15 protein-coding genes are annotated in these 15,260 nt (G+C 62.3%); 7 read left to right on the top strand and 8 right to left on the bottom strand.

The features are described from left to right. Positions 1–17: 17 nt before the first annotated feature. The 4 genes from tilS to cysS form a co-directional block, all read right to left on the bottom strand. Positions 18–1,337, bottom strand: a complete 1,320-nt coding sequence (gene tilS / locus DBR47_RS02320) for a tRNA lysidine(34) synthetase TilS (protein ID WP_231512086.1) — start codon at positions 1,335–1,337, stop codon at positions 18–20. A 19-nt stretch (positions 1,338–1,356) separates the two neighbouring features. After that, positions 1,357–2,328 carry an acetyl-CoA carboxylase carboxyltransferase subunit alpha gene (locus tag DBR47_RS02315; RefSeq protein ID WP_124446434.1) on the bottom strand — a complete coding sequence of 324 codons (972 nt, stop codon included), beginning with the start codon at positions 2,326–2,328 and terminating at the stop codon, positions 1,357–1,359. A 94-nt stretch (positions 2,329–2,422) separates the two neighbouring features. Continuing rightward, positions 2,423–2,992: a DNA-3-methyladenine glycosylase gene (locus DBR47_RS02310; protein ID WP_124446432.1), complete on the bottom strand. Its 570-nt coding sequence runs from the start codon at positions 2,990–2,992 to the stop codon at positions 2,423–2,425. Between the two features lie 82 nt (positions 2,993–3,074). Further along, on the bottom strand, positions 3,075–4,457 hold the full coding sequence (gene cysS, locus DBR47_RS02305; protein WP_124446430.1) for a cysteine--tRNA ligase: 1,383 nt from the start codon (positions 4,455–4,457) through the stop codon (positions 3,075–3,077). A 330-nt stretch (positions 4,458–4,787) separates the two neighbouring features. Here cysS and DBR47_RS02300 point away from each other — a divergent pair, with 330 nt between their 5' ends. The 5 genes from DBR47_RS02300 (at position 4,788) to DBR47_RS02280 (ending at position 8,153) form a co-directional block, all read left to right on the top strand. Continuing rightward, a complete protein-coding gene (locus DBR47_RS02300; protein WP_124446428.1) occupies positions 4,788–5,363 on the top strand; it encodes a tetratricopeptide repeat protein in 576 nt (191 codons plus the stop codon). 90 nt (positions 5,364–5,453) lie between these two features. Further along, positions 5,454–6,038: a peptidylprolyl isomerase gene (locus DBR47_RS02295; protein ID WP_124446426.1), complete on the top strand. Its 585-nt coding sequence runs from the start codon at positions 5,454–5,456 to the stop codon at positions 6,036–6,038. A gap of 2 nt (positions 6,039–6,040) precedes the next feature. Then, positions 6,041–6,547, top strand: coding sequence for a peptidylprolyl isomerase (locus DBR47_RS02290; protein ID WP_124446989.1), 507 nt, complete (start codon positions 6,041–6,043; stop codon positions 6,545–6,547). 43 nt (positions 6,548–6,590) lie between these two features. Then, on the top strand, positions 6,591–7,358 hold the full coding sequence (locus DBR47_RS02285; RefSeq protein ID WP_231512084.1) for a UDP-2,3-diacylglucosamine diphosphatase: 768 nt from the start codon (positions 6,591–6,593) through the stop codon (positions 7,356–7,358). A gap of 6 nt (positions 7,359–7,364) precedes the next feature. Then, positions 7,365–8,153, top strand: coding sequence for a zinc-dependent peptidase (locus DBR47_RS02280; protein WP_124446422.1), 789 nt, complete (start codon positions 7,365–7,367; stop codon positions 8,151–8,153). An 82-nt stretch (positions 8,154–8,235) separates the two neighbouring features. On the opposite strand, the gene clpA is transcribed toward DBR47_RS02280, so the two are convergent. Together clpA and clpS are read right to left on the bottom strand one after the other, a co-directional pair. Continuing rightward, complete coding sequence (gene clpA, locus DBR47_RS02275) at positions 8,236–10,563, bottom strand: ATP-dependent Clp protease ATP-binding subunit ClpA (RefSeq protein ID WP_124446420.1); 2,328 nt, start codon at positions 10,561–10,563, stop codon at positions 8,236–8,238. Then, positions 10,560–10,916, bottom strand: coding sequence for an ATP-dependent Clp protease adapter ClpS (clpS, locus tag DBR47_RS02270; protein WP_124446418.1), 357 nt, complete (start codon positions 10,914–10,916; stop codon positions 10,560–10,562). Before clpS ends, clpA begins: the two co-directional genes overlap by 4 nt. Before the next feature lie 225 nt (positions 10,917–11,141). Between clpS and DBR47_RS02265 the strand changes: the two genes are divergently transcribed. Continuing rightward, complete coding sequence (locus DBR47_RS02265; RefSeq protein ID WP_124446416.1) at positions 11,142–11,390, top strand: cold-shock protein; 249 nt, start codon at positions 11,142–11,144, stop codon at positions 11,388–11,390. Positions 11,391–11,588: 198 nt separating this feature from the next. On the opposite strand, the gene icd is transcribed toward DBR47_RS02265, so the two are convergent. After that, complete coding sequence (icd, locus tag DBR47_RS02260) at positions 11,589–12,842, bottom strand: NADP-dependent isocitrate dehydrogenase (protein WP_124446414.1); 1,254 nt, start codon at positions 12,840–12,842, stop codon at positions 11,589–11,591. Here icd and DBR47_RS02255 point away from each other — a divergent pair. Then, positions 12,841–13,020, top strand: a complete 180-nt coding sequence (locus DBR47_RS02255; RefSeq protein ID WP_124446412.1) for a hypothetical protein — start codon at positions 12,841–12,843, stop codon at positions 13,018–13,020. The genes icd and DBR47_RS02255 overlap by 2 nt on opposite strands. On the opposite strand, the gene DBR47_RS02250 is transcribed toward DBR47_RS02255, so the two are convergent. Continuing rightward, complete coding sequence (locus DBR47_RS02250; RefSeq protein WP_124446410.1) at positions 13,011–15,248, bottom strand: NADP-dependent isocitrate dehydrogenase; 2,238 nt, start codon at positions 15,246–15,248, stop codon at positions 13,011–13,013. The genes DBR47_RS02255 and DBR47_RS02250 overlap by 10 nt on opposite strands. Between the last annotated feature and the right edge of the window lie 12 nt (positions 15,249–15,260).

Below are 15,260 nucleotides of genomic sequence, written 5' to 3'. Positions count from 1 at the left end.
GGTCGCAGCCTCTGATTCTAGCTGCTGCGCTGCAACAGCCCGGGCGCTTGTGGCTGCCATTCAAGACGAAGCTGAGCCTCGCCGGGTGCCGCCCATTGGCGTGCATCCAGGCCCAGGCCGGGCACAAAAAGCAGGGCCGAATCGACCCAGAGCAAGGGCCCCTGGCGATCGGTGGCGGGCACGCCGGCCTCCTGAAACGCCTTCTTCAAGCGGCGCGGCACACTCTGCGGCGCACGCTGAAACTGCTCCCCGCCGCTGCGCGCCGCCAGAAGCACCTGGCGCAGGCGCTCGAGCGCCACGCCACCGGATTCGACCGCTTCAACAAGCCATTGCCCGCGCCAGTCTTCGCAGACCACGATGCCTGGCTTGCTCAGATCCAAACATCGGGGCAGCGGCGTGAAAGGCATGAGCTCGGGCGCGGGGCCGTGTTGCAGACAGCCCCGGTAGAGGCGCAGCTGCCCGCCCGGGCAAGGCCAAAGGCCGGCTACCTCCGGCGCACATTCGCGCAGCAAGCGCCGCACCAAGCTGGCGGGAGCCGCTTGCCCCAGGGTTTGACTCAACCAAGCCCGCAAGGCATTGCTGGCGCGCGCGGGGGACAAAGCCTGCAAGCCAGCCATCTCCAAGCCGGCCTCACCGACCAGGCCGGCCAAATCCTGCCGAGCCACTTCGGCCTGCAAATCCAAAGCTTCTTGGGCCCAGTCCGCCGCCTGGGCCAGGCTGGCTTCGGCCTGCGGAAAAGCCTCGCTCAGTGCCGGCCAGACCTGCAGACGCAGGCGATTGCGGGCATAGCGGGGGTCGCTATTGCTGTCATCCTCAACAAAGCTCAGGCCATGGGCTTGCACATAGGCCTCCACCTGCTCGCGCGATTGCGCCAACCAAGGCCGGGCCCAGCAGATATCGTCTCGCCATTGCCGCGCTGGCATGGCGGCAAGGCCTGCCGTGCCCGCGCCACGCAAGGCTTGCAGCACAAAGGTTTCGGCTTGATCGCGTCGGTGATGGGCCAGGAGCACCAGATCGGCACCGGCTTCGAGCGCCATGCGGCGCAGAGCCGCATAGCGTTGCTCGCGCGCCCAGGCCTCGATGCTCTGGGCGGCGACGGGGCGCTCGCTCAGTCGATGGCAGCGCAGCTGCACTGGCAGGCCCTGGGCAGCCCAGGCCGCGCATTGCGCCTGACAATGCGCCAGCCAAGCATCGGCCAAGGGGCTGAGCCCGTGGTGGATATGCAGAGCCAGCACCTGCAACTGGGCACCGCTGGCATTGAGCGTTTGGGCCGCACGCGCGGTGGCATGCAGCAAAGCGGTGGAATCGCGGCCGCCGCTGTAGGCGACGGCGATCACACGCGGGGCCGTCTTCGGATCAGCGAGCCTTGGTGTCGCCGAAGCGGCCATAGGCTTGCAGACGCTCATAGCGGCGATCCAGCAATTCCTTGGGCTTGAGGTCGCTGACCTGGCGCAAGGCCTCGCCCAGCGCACGCTTCAGATTGGAGGCCATCTGCTTGTTGTCGCGATGCGCGCCGCCGACTGGTTCGTTGACGATCTTGTCGATCAAGCCCATGGCCTTCAGGCGGTGAGCGGTGATGCCCAGAGCCGTCGCGGCCTCGGGCGCACGCTCGGAGGACTTCCACAGAATCGAGGCACAGCCTTCGGGCGAGATCACCGAATAGGCCGAGAACTGCAGCATCAAGACCTGATCGGCCACGCCGATGGCCAGAGCGCCGCCCGAGCCGCCTTCACCGATCACGGTGGCGATGATGGGCACTTCCAGCTGGGCCATCTCGAAGATATTGCGGCCGATGGCTTCGGACTGACCGCGCTCTTCGGCACCGATGCCGGGGTAGGCGCCCATGGTGTCAATCATGGTGAAGACGGGCAGGCCGAACTTTTCGGCCAGCTTCATCAGGCGCAAGGCCTTGCGATAACCCTCGGGGCGCGGCATGCCAAAGTTGCGCAGCTGGCGCTCTTTGGAGTCGGCACCACGCTGATGGCCGATGACCATGCAAGCCTGACCATTGAAGCGGGCCAGACCGCCGACGATGGCCGCATCGTCGGCGAAATGACGGTCACCGTGCAGCTCTTGGAATTCGGTGAAGACCTCGGCGCAATAGTCCAGGGTTTGGGGGCGCTGAGGATGGCGGGCAATCTGGTAGACCTGCCAAGGGGCCACGTTTGCGTAGACGTCCTTGGTCAGCTGCTGGCTTTTCTTGGAGAGGCGGTCGATCTCTTCGGAGATGTCGACGGCGGACTCGCTCTGCACATAGCGCAGCTCTTCAATCTTGGTTTCGAGCTCAGCAATGGGCTGTTCGAAGTCGAGGAAATGTTTTTTGCTCATCCTGGGTGTTCAGTGTTGAGGTCTATGAACGGGTCGCCGGCCCTGCTCTTGGCAAGGGCCCGCGTACCTGGGTGCCGGGCGTGCTGAGTTCGGCTCAGGCCGCCGGAACCGGATCGAGGCTACGCCAAATGTACCATGTGGCCACCGAGCGAAAAGGCGCCCAAGCGTCCCCAACTTCCCTAGCTTCCGCGCGGGAAACCGGCTCGCCGGAGAAGTAGTTTTCGCTGATGCCCTTCAGCAGCCGCGGGTCATCCAAGGGCAGCACATTGGGCCGCATCAGATGGAAGATCAGGAACATCTCGGCCGTCCAGCGGCCGATGCCGCGAATCGCAACCAGCTCGTCGATGATGGCTTCATCGTCCATCTGCGTCCATTGACGCACATGCACCTGACCATCCTCAAAGTGCTGGGCCAAGTCTTTCAGGTAGTCGACCTTGCGGGCCGACAGACCCACACCGCGCAAAGCCTCGACCGGCAGCGCCAGCAGGGCTGAAGGCTGCACCTTGGTCGGCGCACCACCCATCAGGGTGGCAAACTTCTCCCAAGAGGCCTGGGCCGAATTGACCGAGATCTGCTGTCCAATGATGGAGCGAGCCAGGGTCGTGAAGGCATCGGCCCGGCTTTGCAAGCGCGCCTCGCCAAACTGCGGGATCAGCTTCTTCATCACCCGATCACGCTTGGCCAGGTGGCGGCAAGCCTCATCCCAATAGTCCGGGGTAACCCCGGCGGAACTCACGCGGCCCACGTCAAGCCCGCGTCCAAGTCGTGCCCTGAGGCGAGTCCTGCAAGACGATGCCAGCGGCCAGCAATTCGGCCCGGATGCGATCCGCGCCGGCGAAGTCCCGGGCCGCCTTGGCGGCCGCACGGGCGGCGATCTGCGCGTCGATATGGGCCTCATCCACGCCGCTGCCGGCCTGGAGGTAGTCACGCGGCGTCTGCTGCAAAAAGCCCAGCACACCGGCCAAAGTCTTGAGCAGGGCTGCGTCGGCCAAAGTCTTGCTGCGATTGACCTCGCTGGCCAAGTCGAACAGCACGGCGATCGCGCCAGGCGTGTTGAAGTCGTCGTCCATGGCGGCACGGAAGGCCGCGGCCTGAGGCTGCGCCCAGTCGATGGCGCCGACCGCCAACTCGGGCACATTCAGCCCGTCGAGCGCGGTGTAGAGGCGGCGCAGGGCCGTGCGCGCATCGTCCAGATTGACGTCGCTGAAATTGAAAGGGCTGCGGTAGTGCGTGCGCAGCATGAAATAACGCAGCGTTTCGGCGTCATAGCGCTTGAGCACATCTTGGATGGTGAAGAAATTGCCCAAGGACTTGGACATCTTCACATGGTCCACGTTCAGCAGACCGTTATGCGCCCAGATGGTGGCCGGCGGCTTGCCATTGGCCCCCTCGCTCTGCGCGATTTCGTTCTCGTGGTGAGGGAACTGCAGATCGGCACCGCCGCCATGCAGATCAAACTGCTCGCCCAGCAAGGCGCAGGCCATGGCCGAGCATTCGATATGCCAGCCGGGGCGGCCAGCGCCGTAGCCTGAAGGGAATTTGGCGTCCTCGGGCTCCTCGGGCTTGGCGGCCTTCCAGAGCACGAAGTCCAGCGGATCTTGCTTGCCGTCGTCCACGGCCACGCGTTCACCGGCGCGCAAATCGTCCAAAGACTTGCCGGACAACTTGCCATAGCCCTCGAACGAGCGCACGGCATAGTTCACATCGCCATTGCTGGCGCGGTAAGCCAGGCCCTTGGCCTCCAGCTTGCCGATCATGGACAACATCTGCGGCACAAACTCGGTGGCACGCGGCTCATGCGTGGGCAGAAGCACGCCCAAAGCGCCTAGATCGGCATGCATGGCGCCGACCATTTCATCGGTCAGCTGGCGAATGGGGATATTGCGCTCCAGCGCCCGACGGATGATCTTGTCATCGATGTCGGTGATATTGCGCACATAGGTGACCTTGTAGCCCGAGGCCTGCAGCCAACGGTAGATCAGGTCGAACGCCACCATCATCCGCGCGTGACCGACATGGCAAAGATCGTAGATCGTGATGCCGCAGACATACATGCGGACATGGCCAGGTTCGATAGGAATGAGAGGCTGGACCGCTCGGGTCAGCGTGTTGTAGATGCGAAGAGACATGGAGCTTGTTGGGCCAGGGTCGGCGCTGAATGAGCGCCATGAGTCTGTCGGGCTTGGGGCACCGAATGCGATTCACTGTACGAAGCGGCTACCCGCCCCACCAAGCCCCATCGCCGCACGATGTAAGGCCTTGCGAGGCACCGTAGAATGACCCTCAGTATACCGGCTGGCCCAAGCAGTCCAGGCCCGCACTGACCCTGCCCCACCCGGCCCTCCCCGGTCAGACAGGGCTTTACGGCGGGGCGAGCCCACGCTTCGCCTGCCGCCCCTGCAATTTCAAAGCCTGCGCTGCGCCCTCAAGATCGCAAGCTAGCTCAAACGCCTCACGCCATGCCCAATCAAGCGCCCCAAGGATTTTTTGTGCCCAAGCCGGCGAGCAAAGCTGCGACTTGGCTGCTGGCCCTCGGGCTCCTCCCCGTCTTGCTGGGCCTGAGCCCAGCGTTTGCAGGCGATTTGGAAGTGGCGCAAAAGCTGTGGATGGCCGGCCAACGCCCCCAGGCCCTGAGCCTGCTGGAGCAGTCGCTGGCCAAGACCCCGAATGATTTGAAGCTGCGCTTCGCGTTGGGCGTGATGCGCATGGAGCAAGGTGAGCTCAATTCGGCGCGCGAGATCTTCACCCAGCTGAGCCAGGACTTCCCCGACCTGGCCGACCCCTATAACAATCTGGCCGTCATCCATGCCTCCCAAGGCGAATTGGATTTGGCACAGCTCGCCCTCAATCAGGCCCTCAGCCTGCAGCCCGACCATGCGCAGGCCCTGGAAAACCTGGCCGATCTGCTGCTGCGCCAGGCCGAGCGCGCCTACCAGCGCGCCCTGAAGGCCCAGGCCACGCCCTCGGTTGCGACCAGCACCAAGCTGCGGCTCACCCAGTCCCTACTGCGTGAAATGGACGCACGCAAGCCCTGACACATGCCAGGGCTTGCACCGGTACGGGCTGAGGGACAATGCGCCCTCGCCTCTCAATTCAAACCCCGAGTTCAGCGACAAGATTCATCCATGCCTAACTTCAGCCTTACCCCCCTTCGTGCACTGGCCCTGGCCGCCGGCCTAAGCCTGGGTCTGCTGGCCAGCGCACAAGCGCAGGTCGTCAAGCTCAGCACCACCGAGGGCGATATCCGCATCGAATTGAATGCCGAGAAGGCGCCAAAATCGGTGGCCAATTTCGTCCAGTACGTGAAGGCGGGCCATTACAACGGCACGATCTTTCATCGCGTGATCGAGAACTTCATGATCCAGGGCGGTGGCTTCACCCCCAAGATGACGCAAAAGCCGACCAAGCCGCCCATTCCGCTGGAGTCGCGCAACGGTCTGCTGAATGTGCGCGGTAGCGTGGCCATGGCCCGCACCGGCATCCCCGACTCCGCCACCTCGCAGTTCTTCATCAACACGGTCGACAACGCCTTTCTCGACGCCGCCAACTCGCGCGACGGTAACGGCTATGCCGTGTTCGGCCAGGTCATCGAAGGCATGGACGTGGTCGACAAAATCCGCGCCGTGCCCACCGGCACCGTCGCCGGCCAACAGAACGTCCCGAACAATCCCATCATCATCACCAAAGCCATTGTGGAGTCCAAAAAATGAGCATTGCAAATCCTAAAGTCGAACTGCACACCAACCACGGCAAGATCGTGATCGAGCTGAACGCCGAGAAAGCCCCCCTGTCGGTGGCCAACTTCCTGTCCTATGTGCGCAGCGGCCACTATGACGGCACGGTGTTCCATCGCGTCATCAAGGGTTTCATGGTGCAAGGCGGCGGTTTTGCCGTGGGCATGCAGCAAAAGCCCACCACCGGCGAGATCCAGAACGAAGCCAATAACGGCCTGACCAACGAGCACTACACCCTGGCCATGGCCCGCACCAACGCGCCGCACTCGGCCTCCAGCCAGTTCTTCATCAACACCACCAACAACGGCTTCCTGAACTTCAAGTCCGAGACCCCTTCGGGCTGGGGCTATGCCGTGTTCGGCAAAGTGATCGAAGGCAAAGAAGTGGTGGACGCGATCGAGAAGGTCAAGACCGGCCGCTCCGGCTTCCACGACGATGTGCCCAAGGAAGACGTGGTCATCGAGCGTGCGGTTGAACTCGCCTGAATCTTCGGTGCGCCCTGAGGGGCAGGAAACTGACCTGCCCCTGTTGACCGAGTTGCCACAGTTCCCCGAACTGCTGGCGCCCGCGGCTTGGCGGCGGATCGACTTTCTGTCCGATCTGCACCTCTCACCCGAGACGCCCGCCACCTTGGCCGCACTCGAATCCCATCTGCAGGAGACCGCGGCCGATGCCGTGATCCTGCTGGGCGATATCTTCGAAGTCTGGGTCGGCGACGATGGTCGCTTTGACGGTTTCGAAGCCCAGGTGCTGCGCCTGCTGCAAACGGCCAGCCAGCGGCTGCAACTCTTCTTCATGGCCGGCAACCGCGACTTTCTGCTCGGCGCCGAAATGCTGGCCGATGCCGGTATGCAAGGCCTGGCCGACCCAACCGTTTTGATCGCCTTTGGCGAGCGCTGGCTGCTCAGCCATGGTGATGCACTGTGCCTGTCAGACCAGGCCTATCAAGCCTTCCGCAAGCAGGTGCGCAACCCTGCCTGGCAGGCGCAATTCCTGGCCCAGCCCCTGGATGCACGCCGCAGCATCGCCCGCCAGATGCGCGACGGCAGCAAGGCGCAACAAGCCGAGGTCTCGGCGTACGCCGATCTGGACGCTGCCGCCTGTGTGGCCTGGCTTCGGGCCAGCGGCTGCAAGACCTTGATCCACGGCCATACCCACAGGCCCGCCGTCCATGAACTCGGCGTGCCGGGCTTGCGCCGACAGGTCTTGTCCGACTGGGATCTGGAAGCTGCACGCCCACGCGCCGACCTGCTGCGCCTGCGTCAGGCCGGTCTGCGTCGAATTCAGCTGGCCTGAGCGTCGATGTGGACCGCACTGAGTCGCGCCTGGACGCAGCGGCGCGAAGCCCAAGCCTTGCGCCGCCACGCCATCCCCGAGCCGCTATGGCAGCTCACCCTGCTGCGCTACCCCTTTCTGGCTGAACGCAGCGAGGCGGATCTGGCCGAGCTGCGCCGGCTTTGCTCGCTATTTCTCGCCAGCAAAGAGTTCCACGGTGTCGGCGGTTTTGAGGTCAGCGACGAGGTGGCGCTGGCCGTCGCCGCGCAAGCCTGCCTGCCGGTGCTGCGCCTGGGGCTGAGTTGGTATGAAGGCTTTGTCGGCATCGTCATGCATGCAGACGAGGTGGTGGCTCAGCGGGAATTCATGGACGAGGACGGCGTGGTCCATGCCTTTGAAGAAGAACTGGCCGGCGAAGCCATGGAAGGCGGGCCCTTGATGCTGACATGGTCAGCCATGGAGGGCTTGCCCGACCCCGCCGCAGCGCAGGATCAAGCCATCTTCAACGTCGTCATCCACGAGTTCGCCCACGTCATCGATATGCGCGACGGCTGGGCCGATGGCGTGCCTCCCTTGGCCAACAGCCAGGCCCGTGAGCAATGGCTAGCCGTGCTGGAGGGGCAGTGGCAGCGCTTTTGCGAGCGTGTCGATGCGGGTGAGCCCAGCCTGATCGACCCCTATGGCGCCGAGAGCCCAGAAGAATTTTTCGCGGTGGCGGTGGAGGCCTTCTTCGTCGCACCCAAGGCCATGCGGGCGGAGGAGCCGGTGATGTATCAGCTGCTGGCCGACTTCTTCAAGCAAGACCCTGCCGCCTGAAGCAGCCGCCTGACGCATCCGCTGAAGCCAGAAACAACAAAAGACCCCGCGGGGTCTTTTGTCATTCAGCGCGTTGCTGCACTCAACCCGCAGTTGCGGGTTCGGCCTTGGGCTTGTTGTCCCGCACCTTGAGGGGCTGGATGTCCAGCAAGACCTGACCCTCGGCGTCGACGTCCACACTCAAGCGGCCGCCATCAACCAGACGACCGAAGAGCAGCTCGTCGGCCAGGGCACGGCGGATGGTGTCCTGAATCAGGCGCTGCATCGGTCGCGCGCCCATCAGCGGATCAAAGCCCTTGCGCGCCAGGTGCTTGCGCAAGCCATCGCTGAAGGTGACCTCCACCTTTTTCTCCTGCAACTGGCTTTCCAGTTGCAGCAGGAACTTGTCGACCACGCGCATGATGATTTCCTCATCCAGCGCACGGAAGGACACGATGGCGTCCAGGCGGTTGCGGAACTCGGGCGTGAACAGGCGCTTGATATCCCCCATCTCGTCGCCTTGCTGGCGCGCGGTGGTGAAGCCAATGGTCGACTTATTCATCGTCTCGGCGCCCGCATTGGTCGTCATGATGATGATGATGTTTCGGAAGTCGGCCTTGCGCCCATTGTTGTCGGTCAGCGAGCCATGGTCCATGACCTGCAGCAGCACATTGAAGACATCCGGATGCGCCTTCTCGATTTCATCGAGCAGCAGCACCGCATGCGGCTTCTTGGTGATGGCCTCGGTCAGCAAACCGCCTTGGTCAAATCCCACATAGCCCGGAGGCGCGCCGATCAAGCGGCTGACGGCATGACGCTCCATATACTCCGACATATCGAAGCGGATCAGCTCGATGCCCAGGATGTAGGCCAGCTGCTTGGCCACCTCGGTCTTGCCCACGCCGGTAGGGCCGGAGAACAAGAAGCTGCCGATCGGCTTGTCCGGCTTGCCCAGGCCCGAACGTGCCATCTTGATGGCGGCCGCCAGGGCGTCGATGGCCGGCTCTTGGCCGAACACCACGCTGTTGAGGTCGCGGTCCAGGGACTTGAGCTTGCCGCGATCATCGCTGGACACCGAGGCCGGCGGGATACGCGCAATCTTGGCCACGATTTCCTCGACCTCGTTGCGGGTGATGGTCTTCTTCTGCTTGTTCTTGGGCAGGATGCGTTGGGCGGCGCCGGCCTCATCGATGACGTCGATGGCCTTGTCGGGCAGATGACGGTCACTGATGTACTTGGCCGACAACTCGGCCGCTGCCTGCAAGGCGCCCAGGGCGTACTTGACGCTGTGATGCTCCTCGAAGCGCGACTTCAAGCCCTTCAGGATCTCCACCGTCTGCTCCACCGAGGGCTCGGCCACATCGACCTTTTGGAAACGACGTGACAGGGCCGCATCTTTCTCGAAAATGCCGCGGTACTCGTTGAAGGTGGTGGCGCCAATGCACTTCATCGCGCCCGAGGACAGCGCCGGCTTGAGCAGATTGCTCGCATCCAGCGTGCCACCCGAGGCCGCACCGGCACCGATCAAGGTGTGAATCTCGTCGATGAACAGCACCGCATTGGGCTGATCCTTCAGCTGCTTGAGCACGGCCTTGAGGCGTTGCTCAAAGTCGCCGCGGTACTTGGTACCGGCCAGCAAGGAGCCCATGTCCAGCGAGTAGACGACGGCCTCGGTCAGCACGTCAGGCACATCGCCTTCGGTGATGCGCCAAGCCAGGCCCTCAGCAATCGCCGTCTTGCCCACACCGGCCTCGCCGACCAGCAGCGGGTTGTTCTTACGGCGGCGGCAAAGAATCTGCACCACGCGCTCGACCTCGTGCTCGCGGCCGATCAGGGGATCAATCTTGCCGTCCTTGGCCAGCTGATTCAGGTTCTGGGTGAACTGCTCCAGGGGCGAGCCCTTGCCCTGCCCTTCGCCATCTTCGCGCTCACCTTCCTGCGAGGAAGCCGCGCCATCCTGGCCCTTGCCCGCACCGGGTGCTTCGGGAGGCTCGATCTTCTTGATGCCGTGGGCGATGTAGTTCACCACGTCCAGACGCGTCACGCCTTGCTGGTGCAAGTAGTAGACGGCATGGGAGTCCTTCTCGCCAAAAATGGCGACCAGCACATTCGCGCCGGTGACTTCCTTCTTGCCGCTGCCGGTGGACTGCACATGCATGATGGCGCGCTGAATCACGCGCTGGAAACCCAGCGTGGGTTGGGTATCCACCTCGTCCGTGCCGCCCACGGTGGGCGTGTTTTCCTTGATGAATTGCGCCAGACTCTTGCGCAAATCGTCCAGGTTGGCCGAGCAGGCACGTAGCACCTCGGCGGCTGAAGGGTTGTCCAACAGGGCCATCAGCAAGTGCTCGACGGTGATGAACTCGTGGCGCTGCTGGCGCGCTTCCACGAATGCCATGTGCAGGCTAACTTCAAGCTCTTGCGCAATCATGCGGCCTCCATAATGCACTGCAAAGGATGGCCGGCTCGCCTTGCGGCGGCCAGCACCAATTCCACCTTGGTGGCCGCGACGTCTTTGGTGAAGACACCGCATACCCCGCGCCCATCATGATGGATTTTGAGCATGATCTGGGTCGCAGTATCCAGGTCATGACGGAAATATTCCTGCAAAACCATGACGACGAATTCCATAGGGGTGAAATCGTCATTCAACAGCAGAACTTTGTAGAGCCGTGGGGGCTCGGTTTTCTGCGGGACACGTTCGACGGTCGTCGTTCCGTCGCCGTCTTCACGGCCCGGCTGATGCGCCGGCGGCACTGGCGGTTGACTGGGGAAATCTGGCATGTCCTGATTCTATCGACAGCGGGAAGGCCCCGCGGCTACAAGTCCCATCTTGCGACTTACAAAGAAAATGCAAGCGTCGAATTGAAGGCTGAGCGATAGTTTTTCGCCAATCGCACGCGCGTTTGAGGGTAGGCCCCATTCGGGCTCCCCCTAAATTGACACTGCGCCGCTCTGCCTCTAAAAATCTCCCCGCGATGCAAAGTACATCGGGACGGAGGAGTATTTATGGCACTAGGTACGGTGAAGTGGTTCAACGACGCCAAGGGTTTTGGCTTTATTGAACCAGAAGCGGGCGGAGAAGATGTTTTCGCCCATTTTTCAGCGATCCAGATGGAGGGTTTTCGGACGCTCCAGCAGGGCAGCAAGGTCAGTTTTGAGCTGATCCAAGGCCCCAAGGGTCAACTGGCGCAGCAGATCACACCCGTGGCTGCCGCTCAGGACCAAGCCGCCACAGCAATGAGTGCAGCCGCCTGAGGGCAAGCCATTGGATGAATGATCGGGCGAGGCCACCTCAAAGGTGAGTTCGCCACCCCGCAAAGGCCCGCATCCGCGGGCCTTTCTTTTTTGGCCAGGCGCCAGCACCGTACGCATTCAGCCAGAAAAAAGCCCCGCAGCTTTGCAACTGCGGGGCGAGGCATTCCGGGCAGCCAGGAAAGTCCTGGCGTGCTTGGCTCACATATTGTCGATCATGACCTGCCCAAAGCCCGAGCAAGACACCTGGGTCGCGCCGTCCATCAGGCGCGCGAAGTCATAGGTGACCTTTTTGCTCAGAATGGACTTGCCCATGGACTCGATGATCAGGTCAGCGGCCTCGATCCAGCCCATATGGCGCAGCATCATTTCGGCCGAGAGGATTTCGGAACCCGGATTCACATAGTCCTTGCCTGCGTACTTGGGCGCAGTGCCATGGGTGGCCTCGAACATGGCGATGGAGTCGCTCAGATTGGCGCCGGGGGCGATGCCAATGCCGCCGACCTGGGCCGCCAGCGCGTCGGACACATAGTCGCCGTTCAGGTTCAGGGTGGCGATCACCGAGTACTCGACGGGGCGCAGCAGGATCTGCTGAAGGAAGGCGTCAGCAATGCTGTCCTTGATCACGATGTCGCGGCCGGTCTTCGGATTCTTCAGCTTGCACCAGGGGCCGCCATCGATCAGCTCAGCGCCGAATTCCTTCTGCGCCAGGGCATAGGCCCAGTCACGGAAGCCGCCTTCCGTGTACTTCATGATATTGCCCTTGTGCACGATGGTCACGCTGGGCTTGTCATTGTCGATGGCGTACTGGATGGCCTTGCGCACCAAGCGCTCGGTGCCCTCAATCGATACCGGCTTGATGCCCAGCCCAGAGGTCTCGGGGAAACGGATCTTCTTGACGCCCATTTCCTCTTGCAAGAACTTGATCAGCTTCTTGGCCTTGTCGCTCTCGGCCTCGAACTCGATGCCGGCATAGATGTCTTCCGAGTTCTCACGGAAGATGACCATATCGGTCTTGTGGGGCTCTTTCACGGGCGAAGGCACGCCGGGGAAGTAGCGCACAGGGCGCAGGCACACATAGAGGTCAAGCTCCTGGCGCAGGGCCACGTTCAGCGAGCGAATGCCACCGCCCACGGGCGTGGTCAACGGGCCCTTGATGGAGACGACATAGTCCTTCAGCGCTTCCAGGGTTTCGGCGGGCAGCCAGACATCGGGGCCGTAGACCTTGGTCGCCTTCTCGCCGGCAAAAATTTCCATCCAGTGGATCTGTCGGCTGCCGCCGTAGGCCTTGGCCACCGCCGCATCCACCACCTTGAGCATGACCGGCGTGATATCGAAGCCGGTGCCATCCCCTTCGATATAGGGAATGATGGGCTGATCCGGCACATTCAAGGTGTGGTCAGCGTTGATGGTGATTTTGGAGCCCTTCGCAGGGATCTGGATATGCTGGAACATGAAAGAAGTTCTCCGAAAAAGACAAGGCGGTGTCGCTCGTACTGCGGAAAATTCTAGCGACTTTCAACAGAGCAAGGACCCAAGAAAAAAGCCGACGCTGGGCGTCGGCTTTCTCAGTTTTAGCAAGAGAAGAACTTCAAACGAAACTCTTCTTGGCTACGCAAAACATCAGGCCTGAATGCTTGCCAAAGCGGCGTTGAAGCTGGCGCTGGGGCGCATCACTTCGGCCAGCTTGTTGGCGTCGGGCAGGTAGTAACCACCGATATCAGCGGGCTTGCCTTGCACGGCGGCCAACTCGGCGACGATGACGTTTTCCTGCTCGGTCAAGGCCTTTGCCAGGGGCGCGAATTTGGCGGCCAGCTCGGCATCCTCGGTCTGAGCGGCCAGGGCCTGGGCCCAGTACAAGGACAGGTAGAACTGGCTGCCGCGGTTGTCCAGCTGACCGGTCTTGGGGCTGGGATTCTTGTTGTTGTCCAGCAGCTGGCCGGTGGCCGCGTCCAGGGTCTTGGCCAGCAGCTTGGCCTTGGGATTGTTGTTCTTCAGGCCCAGATCTTCCAGGCTGACGGCCAGGGCCAGGAACTCACCCAGCGAGTCCCAGCGCAGATGGTTTTCTTCCACCAGCTGCTGCACATGTTTAGGTGCCGAGCCGCCTGCGCCGGTTTCGTACATGCCGCCGCCAGCCATCAAAGGCACGATGGACAGCATCTTGGCCGAGGTGCCCAGTTCCATGATGGGGAACAGGTCGGTCAGGTAGTCGCGCAGGATATTGCCGGTGGCGCTGATGGTGTCCAGGCCGCGGATCACACGCTCCAGGGTGTAACGCATGGCGCGAACCTGGCTCATGATCTGGATGTCCAGACCGGCCGTGTTGTGCTCGTGCAGGTACATCTTGACCTTGGTGATCAGCTGCGCCTCGTGCGGGCGGTACTGATCCAGCCAGAACACCACGGGCATGCCGGAGTTGCGGGCGCGGTTGACGGCCAGCTTGACCCAGTCGCGGATGGCGGCGTCCTTGCACTGGCACATGCGCCAGATATCGCCCTGCTCCACGTCCTGGCTCATCAGCACTTCACCGCTGTCCAAATCGGTGATATTGGCCACGCCGTCTTCGGGGATCTCAAAGGTCTTGTCGTGCGAGCCGTACTCTTCGGCCTGCTGGGCCATCAGGCCGACATTGGGCACGGTGCCCATGGTCTTGGGGTCGAAAGCGCCATGCCATTTGCAGAAGTTGATCATCTCCTGATAGATGCGGGCAAAGGTCGACTCCGGCATCACGGCCTTGACGTCCTTCAGGCGGCCATCGGCGCCCCACATCTTGCCGCCGTTGCGGATCATGGCCGGCATGGAGGCGTCAACGATGACGTCATTGGGCGAATGGAAATTGGTGATGCCCTTGGCCGAATCGACCATGGCCAGCTCGGGGCGATGCTCGTGGCAGGCATGCAGATCGCGTTTGATCTCGTCTTGCTTGCTCTGCGGCAGGGTGGCGATCTTGTTGTACAGATCGACCATGCCGTTGTTGACATTGATGCCCAGCTCTTCAAACAGCTTGCCATGCTTCTCGAAAGCTTCGCGGTAGAAGATCTTCACGCAGTGGCCGAACACGATGGGGTGCGAGACCTTCATCATGGTGGCCTTGACGTGCAGGGAGAACATCACGCCCGTCTTGTGCGCGTCTTCGATTTCCTTTTCATAGAAATCCAGCAGCGCCTTCTTGCTCATGAACATGCTGTCGACCACCTCGCGGTCCAGCAGGGCCACCTTGGGCTTCAAGACAATGGTCTTGCCGCTCTTGGTGATCAGCTCCATCTTGACGTTACGAGCGCGGTCCAGGGTCATGGACTTTTCGCCGTGATAGAAGTCACCGCCGTGCATATGCGAGACATGCGAGCGCGAGGCTTGGCTCCAATCGGCCATGCTGTGCGGGTTCTTGCGGGCGTATTCCTTCACGGCCTTGGGCGCGCGGCGGTCCGAATTGCCTTCACGCAGAACCGGGTTCACCGCGCTGCCGACGCACTTGTTGTAGCGGGCGCGGATGTCTTTTTCTTCGTCGGTCTTGGGGCTTTCCGGATAGTCGGGCAGCGCATAGCCCTTGCCTTGCAATTCCTTGATCGCGGCCTTCAGCTGACCCACCGAGGCGCTGATATTGGGCAGCTTGATGATGTTGGCTTCCGGCTTCAGGGTCAGCTTGCCCAGCTCGGACAGGCGATCGGGCACGCGCTGCGCTTCGCTCAGGAATTCGGGGAACTGACCCAGCACGCGGCCGGCCACGGAAATATCGCTGGTCTCAACGCGAACGCCAGCCGGCGCCGTGAAAGCCTGCACGATGGGCAGGAACGATGCCGTCGCCAGCAGCGGGGCCTCGTCGGTCAAGGTGTAGATGATGGTCGGCTTCGTTGCTGTCATGTGGTTTCCAGA

Source organism: Paucibacter sp. KBW04 (genome assembly GCF_003852425.1).
GTDB lineage: Bacteria > Pseudomonadota > Gammaproteobacteria > Burkholderiales > Burkholderiaceae_C > Paucibacter_A.
Note: the sequence above shows the minus strand (reverse complement) of the source record. Positions and strands in the feature narration are given on the sequence as shown.